Origin of the sequence: Macrococcus epidermidis, from assembly GCF_024205965.1 — a bacterium.
GTDB lineage: Bacteria > Bacillota > Bacilli > Staphylococcales > Staphylococcaceae > Macrococcoides > Macrococcoides epidermidis.
The window spans coordinates 2,183,323-2,197,634 of the sequence record NZ_CP073819.1; the positions used below are offsets into that span (position 1 = coordinate 2,183,323).

General features: G+C 38.1%; 16 protein-coding genes. All 16 read right to left on the reverse strand.

Features of this window, described 5'->3' with window-relative positions; genetic code table 11:
• Positions 1 to 176: 176 nt before the first annotated feature.
• The 16 genes from wecB to fdaB all read right to left on the reverse strand — a co-directional run bounded on the left by wecB (position 177) and on the right by fdaB (position 14,282).
• Positions 177 to 1,325 (reverse strand): non-hydrolyzing UDP-N-acetylglucosamine 2-epimerase, encoded by a 1,149-nt coding sequence (wecB, locus tag KFV12_RS11695; RefSeq protein ID WP_239243272.1) that lies wholly within the window; start codon positions 1,323 to 1,325, stop codon positions 177 to 179.
• Positions 1,326 to 1,342: 17 nt separating this feature from the next.
• Positions 1,343 to 1,972 carry a uracil phosphoribosyltransferase gene (gene upp, locus KFV12_RS11700; RefSeq protein ID WP_099581446.1) on the reverse strand — a complete coding sequence of 210 codons (630 nt, stop codon included), beginning with the start codon at positions 1,970 to 1,972 and terminating at the stop codon, positions 1,343 to 1,345.
• 68 nt (positions 1,973 to 2,040) lie between these two features.
• Positions 2,041 to 3,276, reverse strand: a complete 1,236-nt coding sequence (gene glyA, locus KFV12_RS11705) for a serine hydroxymethyltransferase (RefSeq protein WP_199798226.1) — start codon at positions 3,274 to 3,276, stop codon at positions 2,041 to 2,043.
• A 23-nt stretch (positions 3,277 to 3,299) separates the two neighbouring features.
• Positions 3,300 to 3,821 carry a TIGR01440 family protein gene (locus KFV12_RS11710; protein WP_254256819.1) on the reverse strand — a complete coding sequence of 174 codons (522 nt, stop codon included), beginning with the start codon at positions 3,819 to 3,821 and terminating at the stop codon, positions 3,300 to 3,302.
• Positions 3,814 to 4,260: a ribose 5-phosphate isomerase B gene (gene rpiB / locus KFV12_RS11715; RefSeq protein WP_111716677.1), complete on the reverse strand. Its 447-nt coding sequence runs from the start codon at positions 4,258 to 4,260 to the stop codon at positions 3,814 to 3,816. The genes KFV12_RS11710 and rpiB overlap by 8 nt, the downstream gene beginning before the upstream one ends.
• 93 nt (positions 4,261 to 4,353) lie before the next feature.
• Entirely contained in the window at positions 4,354 to 4,779 is a 426-nt protein-coding gene (locus KFV12_RS11720; protein WP_239243270.1) for a low molecular weight protein arginine phosphatase, read from the reverse strand.
• A gap of 8 nt (positions 4,780 to 4,787) precedes the next feature.
• A complete protein-coding gene (locus KFV12_RS11725; protein WP_239243269.1) occupies positions 4,788 to 5,792 on the reverse strand; it encodes an L-threonylcarbamoyladenylate synthase in 1,005 nt (334 codons plus the stop codon).
• 87 nt (positions 5,793 to 5,879) lie between these two features.
• Complete coding sequence (gene prmC, locus KFV12_RS11730) at positions 5,880 to 6,722, reverse strand: peptide chain release factor N(5)-glutamine methyltransferase (protein WP_170122535.1); 843 nt, start codon at positions 6,720 to 6,722, stop codon at positions 5,880 to 5,882.
• Positions 6,709 to 7,785: a peptide chain release factor 1 gene (gene prfA, locus KFV12_RS11735; RefSeq protein WP_099581460.1), complete on the reverse strand. Its 1,077-nt coding sequence runs from the start codon at positions 7,783 to 7,785 to the stop codon at positions 6,709 to 6,711. Before prfA ends, prmC begins: the two co-directional genes overlap by 14 nt.
• Before the next feature lie 42 nt (positions 7,786 to 7,827).
• Positions 7,828 to 8,403, reverse strand: a complete 576-nt coding sequence (locus tag KFV12_RS11740) for a thymidine kinase (RefSeq protein WP_111716671.1) — start codon at positions 8,401 to 8,403, stop codon at positions 7,828 to 7,830.
• A 137-nt stretch (positions 8,404 to 8,540) separates the two neighbouring features.
• The gene (locus KFV12_RS11745) at positions 8,541 to 8,795 is read right to left on the reverse strand and encodes a type B 50S ribosomal protein L31 (protein ID WP_099581464.1); all 255 of its coding nucleotides are present in this window, start codon (positions 8,793 to 8,795) and stop codon (positions 8,541 to 8,543) included.
• A gap of 116 nt (positions 8,796 to 8,911) precedes the next feature.
• Positions 8,912 to 10,228, reverse strand: coding sequence for a transcription termination factor Rho (gene rho, locus KFV12_RS11750; protein ID WP_096078001.1), 1,317 nt, complete (start codon positions 10,226 to 10,228; stop codon positions 8,912 to 8,914).
• 164 nt (positions 10,229 to 10,392) lie between these two features.
• Positions 10,393 to 11,370, reverse strand: a complete 978-nt coding sequence (gene glpX / locus KFV12_RS11755; protein ID WP_219503002.1) for a class II fructose-bisphosphatase — start codon at positions 11,368 to 11,370, stop codon at positions 10,393 to 10,395.
• A 150-nt stretch (positions 11,371 to 11,520) separates the two neighbouring features.
• Positions 11,521 to 11,850: a winged helix-turn-helix transcriptional regulator gene (locus KFV12_RS11760; protein WP_111716668.1), complete on the reverse strand. Its 330-nt coding sequence runs from the start codon at positions 11,848 to 11,850 to the stop codon at positions 11,521 to 11,523.
• Between the two features lie 128 nt (positions 11,851 to 11,978).
• Entirely contained in the window at positions 11,979 to 13,235 is a 1,257-nt protein-coding gene (gene murA, locus KFV12_RS11765) for a UDP-N-acetylglucosamine 1-carboxyvinyltransferase (RefSeq protein ID WP_254256820.1), read from the reverse strand.
• 189 nt (positions 13,236 to 13,424) lie between these two features.
• Positions 13,425 to 14,282: a class IIb fructose-bisphosphate aldolase FdaB gene (gene fdaB, locus KFV12_RS11770; protein ID WP_096077997.1), complete on the reverse strand. Its 858-nt coding sequence runs from the start codon at positions 14,280 to 14,282 to the stop codon at positions 13,425 to 13,427.
• Positions 14,283 to 14,312 lie beyond the last annotated feature (30 nt).

Genomic DNA, 14,312 nt, shown 5'->3' on the forward strand with positions numbered 1-14,312 from the left:
GGGAACTCCTTAGAAATAGTTCTCACGCGGATGAAAACCGTTTCATTCCACATTTTATGATAATATAGGCAAAATACCGTGTCAATGCTATGTCAAAACTTTAGAAACATAAATTTCACGGAAAGTTCACAAATTAGACAAATAATTATGTTTCGTTTAAAAATTTATTAATTTAATTATTTTTCAGATGCTTCTACCTTAAATGGTACCGGTTTTTCTTGTGTCAAGTTAAAATAATATTTTATATGTTCACAAATTCTTTTAGAAGTTTCACCATCACCATAAGGATTGCTTGCTTTTGACATACTTTGGTAAGTCGCTTCGTCTGTTAATAACGTTTTCGTTAACTGATAAATATTTTCTTCTTCAATGCCTGCAAGTTTTAATGTTCCAGCTTTCACACCTTCAGGACGTTCTGTCGTATCGCGAAGAACTAATACGGGTTTACCTAAAGATGGCGCTTCTTCCTGAACACCACCAGAATCCGTTAATATAAAATGACTGCGCGAAGCAAAGTTATGAAAATCAATCACATCTAAAGGCTCAATAAGTTGCACACGTGAATGATCTGCTAAATGTTCTGAAGCAATTTCACGCACTTTAGGATTTTTATGCATTGGATAGACTACTTCAACATCTTCAAATTCATCCACAATACGGCGAATCGCTTTAAATATATTATGCATTGGCTGTCCAATGTTTTCTCTGCGATGGGCTGTAAGTAATACTACTTTCCTACCATCAGCTTTATCTAATATTTCAGAAACATAATCATCTTTTACAGTCGTCTTTAAAGCATCGATCGCAGTATTACCGGTAATAGCGATTTTATCTGCCGGTTTATTCTCATTCAGTAAGTTTTGTGCAGCTTCTTCCGTCGGTGCAAAGTGAATATCAGCAAGTACACCTGTCATTTGGCGATTCATTTCTTCCGGGAAAGGAGAATATTTCTGGAAAGTACGTAATCCCGCCTCTACGTGACCGATCGCAACTTCGTTATAGAAAGCAGCAAGACTACCTGCAAATGTTGTCGTTGTATCGCCATGCACTAAAATCATATCCGGCTTAGCTTCCTGAATCACTTCTTCTAAGCCTAAAATTACGCGACTTGTCACTTCAGATAATGTTTGTCCTGCTTTCATTATGTTTAGATCATAATCTGGCGTAATATCAAAGATTGTTAATACTTGATCCAGCATTTCTCTATGCTGCGCAGTTACTACTACAATCGGTTCTAATTCCGGATCTTCTTTTAAAGCGAGTACAAGAGGGGCCATCTTAATCGCTTCAGGTCTTGTACCAAAAATCGTCATAATTTTTTTCATGATTATCTCCTAGATTCTTATTTTGTACCAAATAACCTATCGCCAGCGTCACCTAATCCAGGGACGATATAGCCATGGTCATTTAATTTCTCATCTAATGCCGCGATATAGATATCTACATCAGGATGTGCTTCTTGTAATAACTTAACACCTTCTGGTGCCGCAATTAAACACATAAAACGAATTTTAGTAGCGCCACGTTTCTTTAACGAATTGATCGCTTCAATTGCAGAACCACCTGTCGCAAGCATTGGGTCAACGACGATAAAGTCACGTTCCTCAATATCCTGAGGTAACTTTGCGAAGTATTCAACAGGTTGCAGCGTTTCAGGATCACGGTATAATCCGATATGTCCGACACGGGCTGCCGGAATTAACTTTAATACACCATCAGTCATACCTAACCCTGCGCGTAAAATAGGCACAACAGCCATCTTCTTACCTGACAATCGTTTCGCTGTCATTTCAGTAACGGGTGTCTTCACTGTAACATCATCTAATTCTAAATCGCGCGTAACTTCGTATGCCATTAACATACCTACTTCATCTACAAGCTCGCGGAATTCTTTCGTTCCTGTCTGCTCGTCTCGAATGTAACTCAACTTATGTTGAATTAATGGGTGATCAAAAACATGGACTTTGGCCATAATCATCTTCTCCAAACTATATTGTATTTATTTCTTTTTATAAACTCGGGTGATTTATCGTTAAATCTTTACTGATATAAAGGAAACTTATCTGTAATTGATTTAACTTGCTCTCTTGCTTTCGCTAACACTTGCTCATCTTCATGATTTGCTAATACGTCAGCGATAATATTACCAATTAATTTCATTTCATCTTCTTTTAAACCACGCGTTGTTACTGCTGGCGTACCAATTCGAATACCGCTTGTTACAAATGGGCTTGTCTTATCAAATGGAATCGTATTTTTATTTGTAGTAATACCAACTGCATCTAACGCATGTTCTGCAACCTTACCTGTTAAATCCATCGGTGTAACATCAACGCTAAACAGATGATTATCTGTGCCACCACTTACGATGCGCAGTCCTCTTTCTGATAATGAGGCAGCAAGCGTCTTCGCATTGTTAATAACTTGTGTTTGATACGTCTTAAATTCAGGTTGTAACGCTTCACCAAATGCCACAGCTTTCGCTGCGATTACATGCATTAAAGGTCCGCCTTGAATACCTGGGAATATTGCTTTATCGATTGCTTTTGCAAATTCTGCTTTACATAAAATCATACCACCACGTGGCCCGCGTAATGTCTTATGCGTCGTTGTCGTCACAAAATCAGCATATGGAACTGGGTTTTCGTGAAGGCCTGTAGCCACAAGTCCAGCGATGTGTGCCATATCAACCATAAATAATGCACCTATTTCATCAGCAATTTCCCTAAATTGTTTAAAGTCAATTTCACGTGAATATGCTGAAGCACCAGCAATAATTAATTTCGGTTTGTGTTCCTTTGCTAAAGCGCGAACGTTATCGTAATTAATCGTTTCAGTTTCCTTATCAACTTCATACGCTACGAAATGATAATCGATACCACTGAAATTCACATGTGAACCATGCGTTAAGTGCCCGCCGTGGCTTAAATCCATGCCTAACACAGTATCTCCGGGTTTAATCGCTACACGATAAACCGCCATGTTCGCCTGAGATCCTGAATGTGGTTGAACGTTTGCATGTTCTGCTCCAAATAATTCTTTCGCTCTATCTCTTGCTAAATCTTCAACGATATCGACAAACTCACACCCACCATAATAACGTTTATGTGGGTAACCTTCAGCGTATTTATTTGTTAATACTGAACCTTGAGCTTCCATTACAGCTTTAGAAACAAAGTTTTCTGAAGCAATTAATTCAATGTTGTTATTTTGTCTTTCTAATTCTTTATGCATTGCTTCAAATAGTACATTATCCTGCGCTTTAATTTCGTTCATCATATATCCCCCTTGATATTCACTTAATATCGACTTCTTGGTCCACCAATTAACTTCGGACGATGCGTTGCAATTGTAACAACTGCTTCGCCGACTTTTTTCGTTACTACGCGTACAGGAATCTGTACATGTTTAATATGCTGACCGATCAATGTCTGACCGATATCAATGCCTGTATCACAAACAACATGCTCAACAACTACAGGATCTTCGAAACTTTGATATGCCAGACTACTCATACTGCCACCTGCCCCTTTTACAGGTACCACGCTGACTATTTCAAAGCCATATCGTTCCTGCACACGACGTTCCATCGTTATCGCACGATTAATATGTTCACAACCCTGGAAACAGAAATCAACACCAGTTTGTTTGTGTATACGTTGAAATGCTTCAAAAAATACTTTTGCTACTTCATCAGAACTATTTGTACCGATACGTTCACCAATGACTTCAGACGTTGAACATCCAATCACACATAACGTATTTGGCTTAAAGAAATCAATTGCTACGAGTTCATCTAGCAGTATATTAATGTTATCCATTGCAAGACTCCAGTTGCGCTATTTTATCGATACGTTTCTGATGGCGTCCACCTTCAAATTCAGCATCCAGCCAAGTTTTGACGATAAGTAGCATCAATCCTTCACCGATAACGCGTTGTCCCAATGCCAGGATGTTCGAATTATTATGTTCGCGTGTCACTTGAGCAGTAAATACGTCATGAACGAGCGCACAACGAATACCTGGCACTTTATTTGCTGCAATACTCATTCCAATACCAGTACCACAAATTAGAATACCTCGGTCATATTCACCGTTTGCTACTGCACGTGCGACAGGACCTGCATAATCCGGATAATCTACTGATTCAGTTGACGCTGGACCAAAATCTTTAAATTCAATACCTTTTGCAGTTAAAAATTCTGTAATTTTAGCTTTGTACTCAAATCCACCATGGTCACTTGCAATCGCAATCTTCACAATATCCCTCCTTATTACATACTTCATATTATAGCCTATTTAAAAAGTGAGATAAAACATTTCCGAAAAATGAGACGTTATTTTTTGAATTGTCTATTTTTCATCAATTTTTGTTAATAATTTCGTGATATTTTCCTGTAATTGTTCGTAAGTCTGTTGATATATTTCATACTCTCCACCATATGGATCCTGGATATCCTGGCTAACACCATCCGCGTATTCAATTAGCGTATATACATTGCTTGCTGGATACATCGAACGAATTGTATCACGGTGATTTGCTGTCATCGTTAAGATTAAATCTTTTTCACTGTCTGTGCGGTCAAAGCCAGCACTTAATGAAGCAGCTGGTAAGTGATTCGTTTCAATAATTTGTTGCGTATGGCGTGAAGCAGGCATACCATCTATCGCAAAAATACCTCTCGATGAAAATGAATGTTCATTTGACATTGATTTTGCGATACTTTCTGCTAGCGGGCTACGACACGTATTTCCTGTACAAACAAAAACGATCTCCATCTTTCTCCCTACTTTCCTGAAGTTGCTTTATTGATGCGGTTCATTAATGCATCGCTCCCTGCAATATGGGAATAGTCAGCGATATAAATCTTCGTAATTTCTTTTTGCTGATCCATTTCTCGTAATGCACTATATAAATTATGCATGGCACCATCGATATCTTCAAATGTATCGCTTAAAGCATATGTCACATTATCATTAAAACGTGACAACTCTTTACGTGGTGCAATCAACGCTTCATTTGAGGCAAGCTGTAATTGCGTCAGATTAGACACGAGTACCATAGGACTATTTGGCGCATAATGACGATATTTCATACCGGGAGCTATCGGTTGCTCTGTTTGATAATTTGCTGTCGTAATACATTCTGGAATAATGCGTTCTAAATCATCTTTTGTAATCGCACCAGGACGCGCAATTTTATATGGATAAGATGTACAATCGAGAACTGTGCTTTCAATACCTACTTCCACCTGAAACCCTTCGACGATGCCATAAATTTTCCCATCCATATCGTACTTCACATGGTCTGCAGTTGTTGGCGACGGCTTTCCACTTGTATTTGCAGAAGGTGCAGCAAGCGGCAGATAAGTTAATTTCAGAATTTGGCGAGCAACTTTATCACTCGGCATACGCACAGCAACAGAATTAAGTCCGGCAGTAACTGCAGGTGCCAGCACCTCTTTTTGAAGCGGTAAAATAAACGAAATGGGTCCTGGCCAGAACGCATCCATCAATTGATGTACTTTATTATCCGGAATATGTGCAAAGTCATCGATTTGTGCTTTTTCATAAATGTGGACGATAAGCGGATTATCCTGTGGTCGTCCTTTTGCTTTAAAAATTTTATCCACAGCTGTACTGCTCAAAGCATTCGCGGCTAATCCGTAAACTGTTTCAGTAGGAATTGCAATGATTTCATCTTGTTTAAACCCTGTAATGATTTCCTGTACTTGTGGATATGTTGATAAGTCATCCACATTGTTACGCACATCCCAAATTTTTGTCTGCATGCTGCATCCCCTCTCTTTACTCATATTTTAAAACAAAATAAAAAGTTATGCACAAATTGTGGATAAATCCTGTAATTTGTGCATAACTTATTCACACCATTCAAACCAGACAATGCGATCCAAACCGTTAATATCCTGAACGACTTGTGGCGTAATGTGTGGATAAAGTTGCAAGACATATTCTGATATCGCTGCACCTTGTGCATGTCCAATCTCAAAAGCTACAAGTGCATCTGCATTTAATATTTCCGGCATACGCTCAATCATACGTTTATACAATGCCAAACCATTATCTTCTGCAAACAGAGCGATATGAGGATCATGCAACGCACTTTCATTCATTAACTCCAGTTCACTTTGTGCGATATACGGTGGGTTACTTACTAAACAGTCTACTCTAATACCTTCAGTAATCAACGGTTCGAGTAAATCGCCTTCCAAAAAGGTGACATTTGCATTAAGTGCTGCTGCATTATTTCGTGCAATATTGAGCGCATCACTTGAAATGTCTATTGCATAAGCTTCAATTTGTGATAGCTCTAATGCAAGTGTTATTGCAATAGCACCACTGCCTGTACCGATATCAACAAAAGATTGACGATGTTGCCACTTTTCAATGATGAGTTGAACTAGCTCTTCCGTTTCATTGCGCGGCACAAGTACATCTTTTGTCACCTTAAACTTGCGGTCATAGAACATTTGAAATCCCGTAATATGTGCTAGCGGTATATGATGCGCTAATTGTTCGATACAAGTTAGATAATGCGTTCGTTCTGCTTCAGTTAGTTGTTTGTTATCCATCAATATGTCCATTTGGGATAAATCAAACAAATCCATCATTAAATATCTCGCACCGATAATTGGTTCATCATTTTGAGCTAAAAGCGTTTCACCATGCTTTATCAGTTGATGAACATTATAGCACGCCATCATTTAATGCTTCTAATTTAGACGTTTGTTCTGCAATCGTTAACGCATCGATGACTTCACCTAATTTACCTTCTACGATTTGATCTAGCTTTTGAATCGTTAAACCGATACGGTGATCCGTCACTCGGTTTTGAGGATAGTTGTATGTTCTGATACGTTCAGAACGGTCACCTGTACCTACTGCTGATTTACGTTGTTCAGAATACTTCGCTTGTTCTTCCTGCAATTTCGCATCAAACACACGCGTTTTAAGTAATTTTAATGCTTTTTCACGGTTTTTAATTTGAGATTTCTCTGAAGACGTTGCCACAATCCCAGTCGGAATATGCGTAATACGTACTGCTGAGTCAGTCGTGTTAACGTGCTGACCACCAGATCCAGATGAACGGTACGTTTCAATACGTAAATCTTCCTGACGGATTTCAATTTCAACATCTTCTACTTCTGGTAATACCGCTACTGTCGCTGTAGACGTATGAATACGTCCACCACTTTCAGTCGTTGGGATACGTTGTACACGGTGGGCACCATTTTCGAATTTTAACTTACTGTATGCACCTTTACCGATAATAGTGAAACTGATTTCTTTAAATCCACCATGGTCAGCTTCGTTTGTTTCCATCACTTCAATCTTCCAGCCTTGTTCTTCTGAGAATCTTGAATACATACGGAATAAGTCTCCGGCAAAGATATTTGCTTCATCTCCACCAGCTGCTCCACGAATCTCCATCACTACGTTTTTATCATCCATAGGATCTTTAGGGATCAATAAAAATTTCATCTTTTCTTCTAATACTGGAATCTGCGGTTTTAATTCATTGATTTCTTCTTTAATCATTTCCTGCTCATCCGCATCACTTGCGTCACCCATCATTTCTAATGCTTCTTCAAGTTGTTGCTTTACTTCTTTATACTCCCTAAACACTTCAACTGTTTCCTGAAGGTCTGCCTGTTCTTTTGAGTATTCTCTTAATTTATCAGTATCACTTACGATATCTGGATCACTTAACAATTCATTTAATTGTTCATAACGTTGTTCTACGATTTCTAACTGATCAAACATATATATTTACTCCTTTTTAGTTTATTTAATGTGTTTTATATTTTATTTCGGAACAATATGATGCTCACGACATCTCGGTTCATAGCTTTCTTTTGCGCCCACCAAAATAATCGGATCATCAAAGCGTGCCGGCTCACCGTCAATAAGACGCTGTGTTCTTGAACTAGGGGCACCACATACACTACAAACTGCCTGCAATTTCGTAACATGTTCAGCAACTGCCATAATTTCAGGTACAGGTTCGAAAGGTACACCTCTGAAGTCCATATCTAAACCGGCAGTAATCACACGATAGCCTTCTTCCGCAAGCTGTGTTGCTACACCGACGATATCATTATCAAAAAACTGAATTTCATCTATCGCAATAATATCATGGTCTTCCTGCACATGTTCCATAATTTCTGACGAGTGTGAGACATTAACCGCTTCAACTTTGTTGCCATTATGAGAGACGACTTCTAAATCGCTATATCTGTCGTCGATGGATGGTTTAAAGACGATGACACGCTGCTTCGCAAAAAGTCCGCGACGCACACGACGAATCAATTCTTCACTTTTCCCGCTAAACATACTACCTGTAATACACTCTATCCAACCCGAATGATACTGCTCATACATCTTGAATGCCACCTTTTTAAGTCATAATCGCTTTATTATATCATAATTCCACCCTATATTACATTGTGATTTATAACTCATGTTCAACATTAAAAAAACTCCTACACCAAAAGGTATAAGAGTTTAAGGCTTCAGTATTAGTTGTTTGACTTAAGACCGAATTTTTTGTTGAAACGTTCAACACGTCCATCCGCAGATGCGAATTTTTGACGGCCTGTGTAGAATGGATGAGAGTCAGAAGAAATATCCAAACGGATTACTGGGTACTCGTTACCATCTTCCCAAGTCATTGTTTCGTTTGATTTACGTGTAGATCCACTTAAGAATTTGTAGTCTGTAGTAGAATCTAAAAAGATTACTTTTTGGTAATCTGGGTGAATTCCTGGTTTCATAATTGTTTTCAGCTCCTTTGCCCTGAACCATCTGGAACAGAGTTATTTCGTGAAATATTTTCACGACAATACTTACATATTATATACGTCTCGCTATAAAAAAGCAAGGTTAATTTTTAAATGATTGGCTTACCTGACTTCGCACTTTCAACCATGCGTTCACCGAGTTGTTTAAAGAAATCTTCATTTGATTCACTTTGTTTTAGACGGCGTAAAAAACGCTCTGTAAAATCATTGCTATCCGTAAATAAATTTCTCAGCTGCCAAACCATTTCTAATTCTTTCTTATCAAGTAATAATTCCTCTTTACGCGTTGAACTTCTGCGGATATCAATGGCCGGATAAACACGCTTTTCAGCAAGCTTTCTATCTAACGTAAGCTCCATGTTTCCTGTCCCTTTGAACTCTTCATAGATCATATCATCCATACGTGAACCTGTTTCAACAAGCGCCGTAGATAGAATCGTCAAACTTCCGCCTGCTTCAATGTTACGCGCTGCTCCGAAAAATGCTTTCGGACGATGTAGACTGGCAGGATCTAATCCACCTGATAATGTACGACCACTCGGTGGTACTACTAAGTTATAAGCACGTGCCAGTCGCGTAATCGAATCCATTAAGATAATAACGTCTTCACCAATCTCAACAAGACGTTTCGCACGCTCTAATAATAGTTCAGCAACTTTTACGTGATGTTCTGGTGGTTCATCAAATGTTGAATGTACGACTTCTGCTGCTTCTACTGAACGCTCAAGATCCGTTACTTCTTCAGGACGTTCACCAACCAGTAGGATAAACAATTTCGCTTCCGGATGATTGACACAGATTGCATTTGCGATTTCTTTCAGCAATGACGTTTTCCCTGCTTTAGGAGGTGCTACAATCATCCCACGTTGCCCAAATCCAATCGGTGTCACTAAGTCCATGATACGCGTTGAATATGCTGTCTTCGTTGTTTCAAGACGAATTCTTGTATCCGGATAAAGTGGTGTTAATGCCTGGAAGTGAGGACGCTTCTTAACTTCTTCAGCATTTTGATCATTAACAAAGTCCACTTGTAATAATCCATAATATTTCTCATTTTCTTTTGGTTTACGAACTTTCCCGGTAACTTTATCACCTTTTTTAATTTCAAAACGACGAATCTGACTCGCAGAGATGTAAATGTCTTTCTCACCTTTTGAATAGTTAACCGTTCTTAAAAATCCATATCCATCTGGCTGTATATCATCTAATATACCTTCCATATAGTAGTTGCCGTCTTTTTCCATCTGTTTCTCCATGATGGCCAGCACTAATTCTTTTTTATTTAATTTACTATAATTAACAAGACCTAGTTCTTTCGCTTTCGCTGTTAATGCTTTTGTTGTGTGATTTTTATATAATTCGTGAAAAGACTCATACTGAGGGCTTGTTCTCACTTTTTCTACCATTTCTACACCCATTTCTATATTAATTTATCGTTAAAGCTCTTTACATTCGTTTTGGAAAATTCAAAAAGAAAAAGAAGAAGTTTCAAGAGGAATATCATTAGATAGTTTAGCATGTTTTGATAAAAAGAAAAAGCTCGAGCGTCTGCTCAAGCTTTCAATTATGATTAAATTGTATCTTCATGGTTGATTGTTAAGCCTGGTTTCTTCTCTAAACTATGGCGACCTTGTACGAAACGTACCGTACCTGATTTTGCACGCATTACTAAAGAATGTGTTTCAGCATATCCACCTTTGAACTGAACACCCTTCATTAATTCACCGTCAGTTACTGCTGTAGCAGCAAAGATTGCATCATCACCTTTTACCATATCATCCAATTGTAATACAGTGTTTGGCTCGATTCCCATCTTGCGGCAACGCTCTTCTTGTTCTGCATCTTCCGGTAAAAGAATACCTTGGAAGTCGCCACCTAAAGCTTTAATACCCACAGCAGCGATAACGCCTTCAGGAGCACCACCTGAACCGAATAAAATATCAACACCCGTAAAATCAAACGCTGTATTAATCGCACCTGCAACGTCTCCGTGTTCGATTAACTTAATGCGCGCACCCGCTTCACGGATTTCTTTAATGATACCTGCATGGCGCTCACGATTTAATAATGTTGCTGTAACATCAGAAATATCTTTTCCTTTCGCTTTTGCCACTGCATGTAAATTTTCCGTTACTGATTTAGAAATATCAACTACACCTACACAGTCAGGACCAACTGCAATTTTCTCCATATACATATCCGGTGCATGAAGTAACGTTCCTCTATCACCAACAGCAAGTACTGTCATTGCATTCCATGAACCTTCAGCAACAAGCGTTGTTCCTTCTAATGGATCTACCGCGATATCAATTTGAGGACCTTCTTTTGTTCCTAGTTCTTCACCGATATATAACATTGGTGCTTCATCCATTTCACCTTCACCAATAACTACAACACCGTCCATCGGAATTGTATCAAATACTTCGCGCATTGCTGTTGTTGCTGCGTCGTCCGCTTCGTTCTTTAAACCTTTACCAACCCAACGCGCACTTTTAAGCGCTGCTGCTTCTGTAACTCTGACTAATTCCATTGACAAACTACGTTCCATAAACATTCTCCTCTGCATTAGATATGTAACAACGTTAATAGTATAACACATTCCATCATTATGAGTACCATTAGTTATCAAATGATGCTTATTTTTATAAAGACAAAATAAAAAGCCTACTTGCTGGCTATTCAGCAAGTAAGCTTCTTATTATGCTTGTTTTTCGTCTAGTTCTAAGTGCTCTTGTGCCCATGCTTCAATCGGATGCATTGCTTCAGATAAGGCATAACCTTTATCTGTTAATACATATTTAATTGAAAGAGGGGTTGTAGAAACGACTTTCTTTTCAACAAGACCCCATTCAGCTAATTCACTCAATTTCAAACTTAATGCACGTGGCGTAATTGATTTTAAGTCACGTTTCATATCAGAAAAATGTGCAGAGCGATCTTCTGAACGCGATAAATAGTTTATAAGTAGGCCATTCCAACTGCGACCAAGAATCTTAAACGTCTCTTCTAAATACGGACATACTTCCATATGACTCACCTCTTTGTATTACTATTGTACACCGATATAAAAAATATATCAAATATATTATATATATAATATATTTGTTACTGCTTAAGAAAAAAAACGGCATTATCGCCGTTTTAGGAAATTAATTATTAGATCTCTTCTCTCCAGATATCTGCGCCCAGTGTCTTTAACTTCTCAACAATACCACTATATCCACGGTCAATATGTCTAACATTATAAACCGTCGTAATACCTTCAGCAGCAAGACCTGCTATAACCAGACATGCACCTGCACGTAAATCACTTGCAGCAACTTCTGCGCCTGATAGTTGAGATGGTTTAACAATTGCAGTTCCACCAGACTCAGTAATATCCCCGTTCATACGTGACAATTCATCAACGTGTTTGAATCTTGCTGGATAGATTGTATCTGTTATCGTACTTTGACCATCTGCCATAAATAATAATGGTGTAAATGGTTGTTGTAAGTCAGTTGCAAATCCTGGATAAACATTTGTCGTAATTGTTACCGGGCTATACTTTTCTGGTTTAGAGATTAATGCTTTATCTTCACCAATCTGAACATTAACACCCATCTCTATCAGCTTAGCTGTTAATGGTTCCATGTGTAATGGGATGATATTTTCAATTAACACTTCTTCACCCATCATTGCAGCAGCACACATATATGTACCCGCTTCAATTCTATCAGGAATAATTGTGTGTGAAGTACCATGAAGTGATGCTACACCTTCAATTTTTAAAGTATCCGTACCTGCGCCACGAATTTTGGCACCCATGTTATTTAAAAGTGTTGCAACATCAACGATTTCAGGTTCTTTTGCAGCATTTTCAATGACTGTTTTACCTTTAGCCATCGAAGCAGCAAGCATAATATTGATTGTTGCACCAACAGATACAACGTCCAGGAAGATTTTCGCACCTTTTAATTCTTTAGCTTCAAGGTACATACCACCAGCTTCATTCGTAACAGTAGCACCTAACGCTTCGAAACCTTTAATGTGCTGATCAATCGGACGTGGTCCTAATGGGCAACCACCAGGTAAACCAATCACACATTTTTTAAACTTTCCAAGCATTGCACCCATCATATAATATGAAGCACGTAATGATTGAACTTTATGATTAGGAAGTGGCATGTTAACAGCATTTGAAGGATCTACTGTTAAGCGGTCACCATCTAAAGTTGTCGTTATATTCAAATCTTCTAATAAACTCATTAATGTCACAACGTCTGAAATTTCTGGTAGACCTTCTAAAGTAACAGGGCTACTTGCCATTAAAGTTGCCGGAATTAAAGCAACTGCGCTATTTTTAGCACCACTGATTTGAACTGATCCTTTAAGAGGATTGCCGCCTCTTATTTTAATTACTTCTTCTGACATAATTGTACTCCTTTAACTTTTATCACACACACATTTATCTTATTATTGTTGATTATTTTTATTATAAACTAATTCATTTTAGTAATGCAAAACAAAAAGCATGAAGTTCAATATAATCTAAAGGGTAAAATTAGTCAAGAAAAAAAGACTGATATGACATGCATATCAGTCTAAAGTATGAAATAAAATTTAAGCTTTGTTAGAAGTACCAAATTCTTTAATTTTACCGATTACTGTTGCTTTAATTGCTTCACGTGCTGGTCCTAAATATTTACGTGGATCATATACGTTTGCATCATTATTTAATGTATCACGAACAGCTTTAGCTGAAGCGATTTGGTTTTCAGTGTTTACGTTGATTTTAGCAGTACCTAAAGAAATTGAACGCTCGATATCTTTCGTTGGGATACCAGTACCACCGTGTAAAACTAATGGTAAACCAGTTGCTTTACCGATTTCTTCCATTTCTTTGAAACCTAAGTTTGGCTCACCCTTGTAAGGACCGTGTACTGAACCTAATGCAGGTGCTAAGCAGTCAATACCCGTTTTCTCAACTAATTCCTGACATTCTTTAGCATCAGCATATACAACACCGTCAGAAACTACATCGTCTTCTTGTCCGCCAACGCGTCCTAATTCTGCTTCAACTGAAACGCCTTTAGCGTGGGCATATTCAACTACTTTACTTGTGATTTCAACGTTTTCTTCGAATGAATGATGAGAAGCATCAATCATAACAGAAGTAAATCCAGCATCAATCGCAGCTTTACAGTTTTCAAAACTTGAACCGTGGTCTAAATGGATTGCTACAGGTACTGTAATTTCCATATCTTTCATTAAACCTTCAACCATTTTTACTACTGTGTAGAAACCACCCATATATTTAGCTGCACCTTCAGAAACACCTAAAATAACCGGTGCATTTTCTTCTTGAGAAGCACCTAAGATTGCTTGAGTGAATTCAAGGTTGTTAAGGTTGTATTGACCAACAGCATAACCACCTTCTTTTGCTTTGATTAACATTTCTTTCATAGAAACTAATGGCATGGATAAAATCCTCCTTGTTTGTGCTTAAGC

Coding starts and splice junctions, on each gene's coding strand:
- wecB (WP_239243272.1), bottom strand. CDS start 1,325: ATGAAAAAAATTATGACGATTTTTGGTACAAGACCTGAAGCGATTAAG.
- upp (WP_099581446.1), bottom strand. CDS start 1,972: ATGGCCAAAGTCCATGTTTTTGATCACCCATTAATTCAACATAAGTTG.
- glyA (WP_199798226.1), bottom strand. CDS start 3,276: ATGAACGAAATTAAAGCGCAGGATAATGTACTATTTGAAGCAATGCAT.
- KFV12_RS11710 (WP_254256819.1), bottom strand. CDS start 3,821: ATGGATAACATTAATATACTGCTAGATGAACTCGTAGCAATTGATTTC.
- KFV12_RS11720 (WP_239243270.1), bottom strand. CDS start 4,779: ATGGAGATCGTTTTTGTTTGTACAGGAAATACGTGTCGTAGCCCGCTA.
- KFV12_RS11725 (WP_239243269.1), bottom strand. CDS start 5,792: ATGCAGACAAAAATTTGGGATGTGCGTAACAATGTGGATGACTTATCA.
- prmC (WP_170122535.1), bottom strand. CDS start 6,722: ATGGCGTGCTATAATGTTCATCAACTGATAAAGCATGGTGAAACGCTT.
- prfA (WP_099581460.1), bottom strand. CDS start 7,785: ATGTTTGATCAGTTAGAAATCGTAGAACAACGTTATGAACAATTAAAT.
- KFV12_RS11740 (WP_111716671.1), bottom strand. CDS start 8,403: ATGTATGAGCAGTATCATTCGGGTTGGATAGAGTGTATTACAGGTAGT.
- KFV12_RS11745 (WP_099581464.1), bottom strand. CDS start 8,795: ATGAAACCAGGAATTCACCCAGATTACCAAAAAGTAATCTTTTTAGAT.
- rho (WP_096078001.1), bottom strand. CDS start 10,228: ATGGTAGAAAAAGTGAGAACAAGCCCTCAGTATGAGTCTTTTCACGAA.
- glpX (WP_219503002.1), bottom strand. CDS start 11,370: ATGGAACGTAGTTTGTCAATGGAATTAGTCAGAGTTACAGAAGCAGCA.
- KFV12_RS11760 (WP_111716668.1), bottom strand. CDS start 11,850: ATGGAAGTATGTCCGTATTTAGAAGAGACGTTTAAGATTCTTGGTCGC.
- murA (WP_254256820.1), bottom strand. CDS start 13,235: ATGTCAGAAGAAGTAATTAAAATAAGAGGCGGCAATCCTCTTAAAGGA.
- fdaB (WP_096077997.1), bottom strand. CDS start 14,282: ATGCCATTAGTTTCTATGAAAGAAATGTTAATCAAAGCAAAAGAAGGT.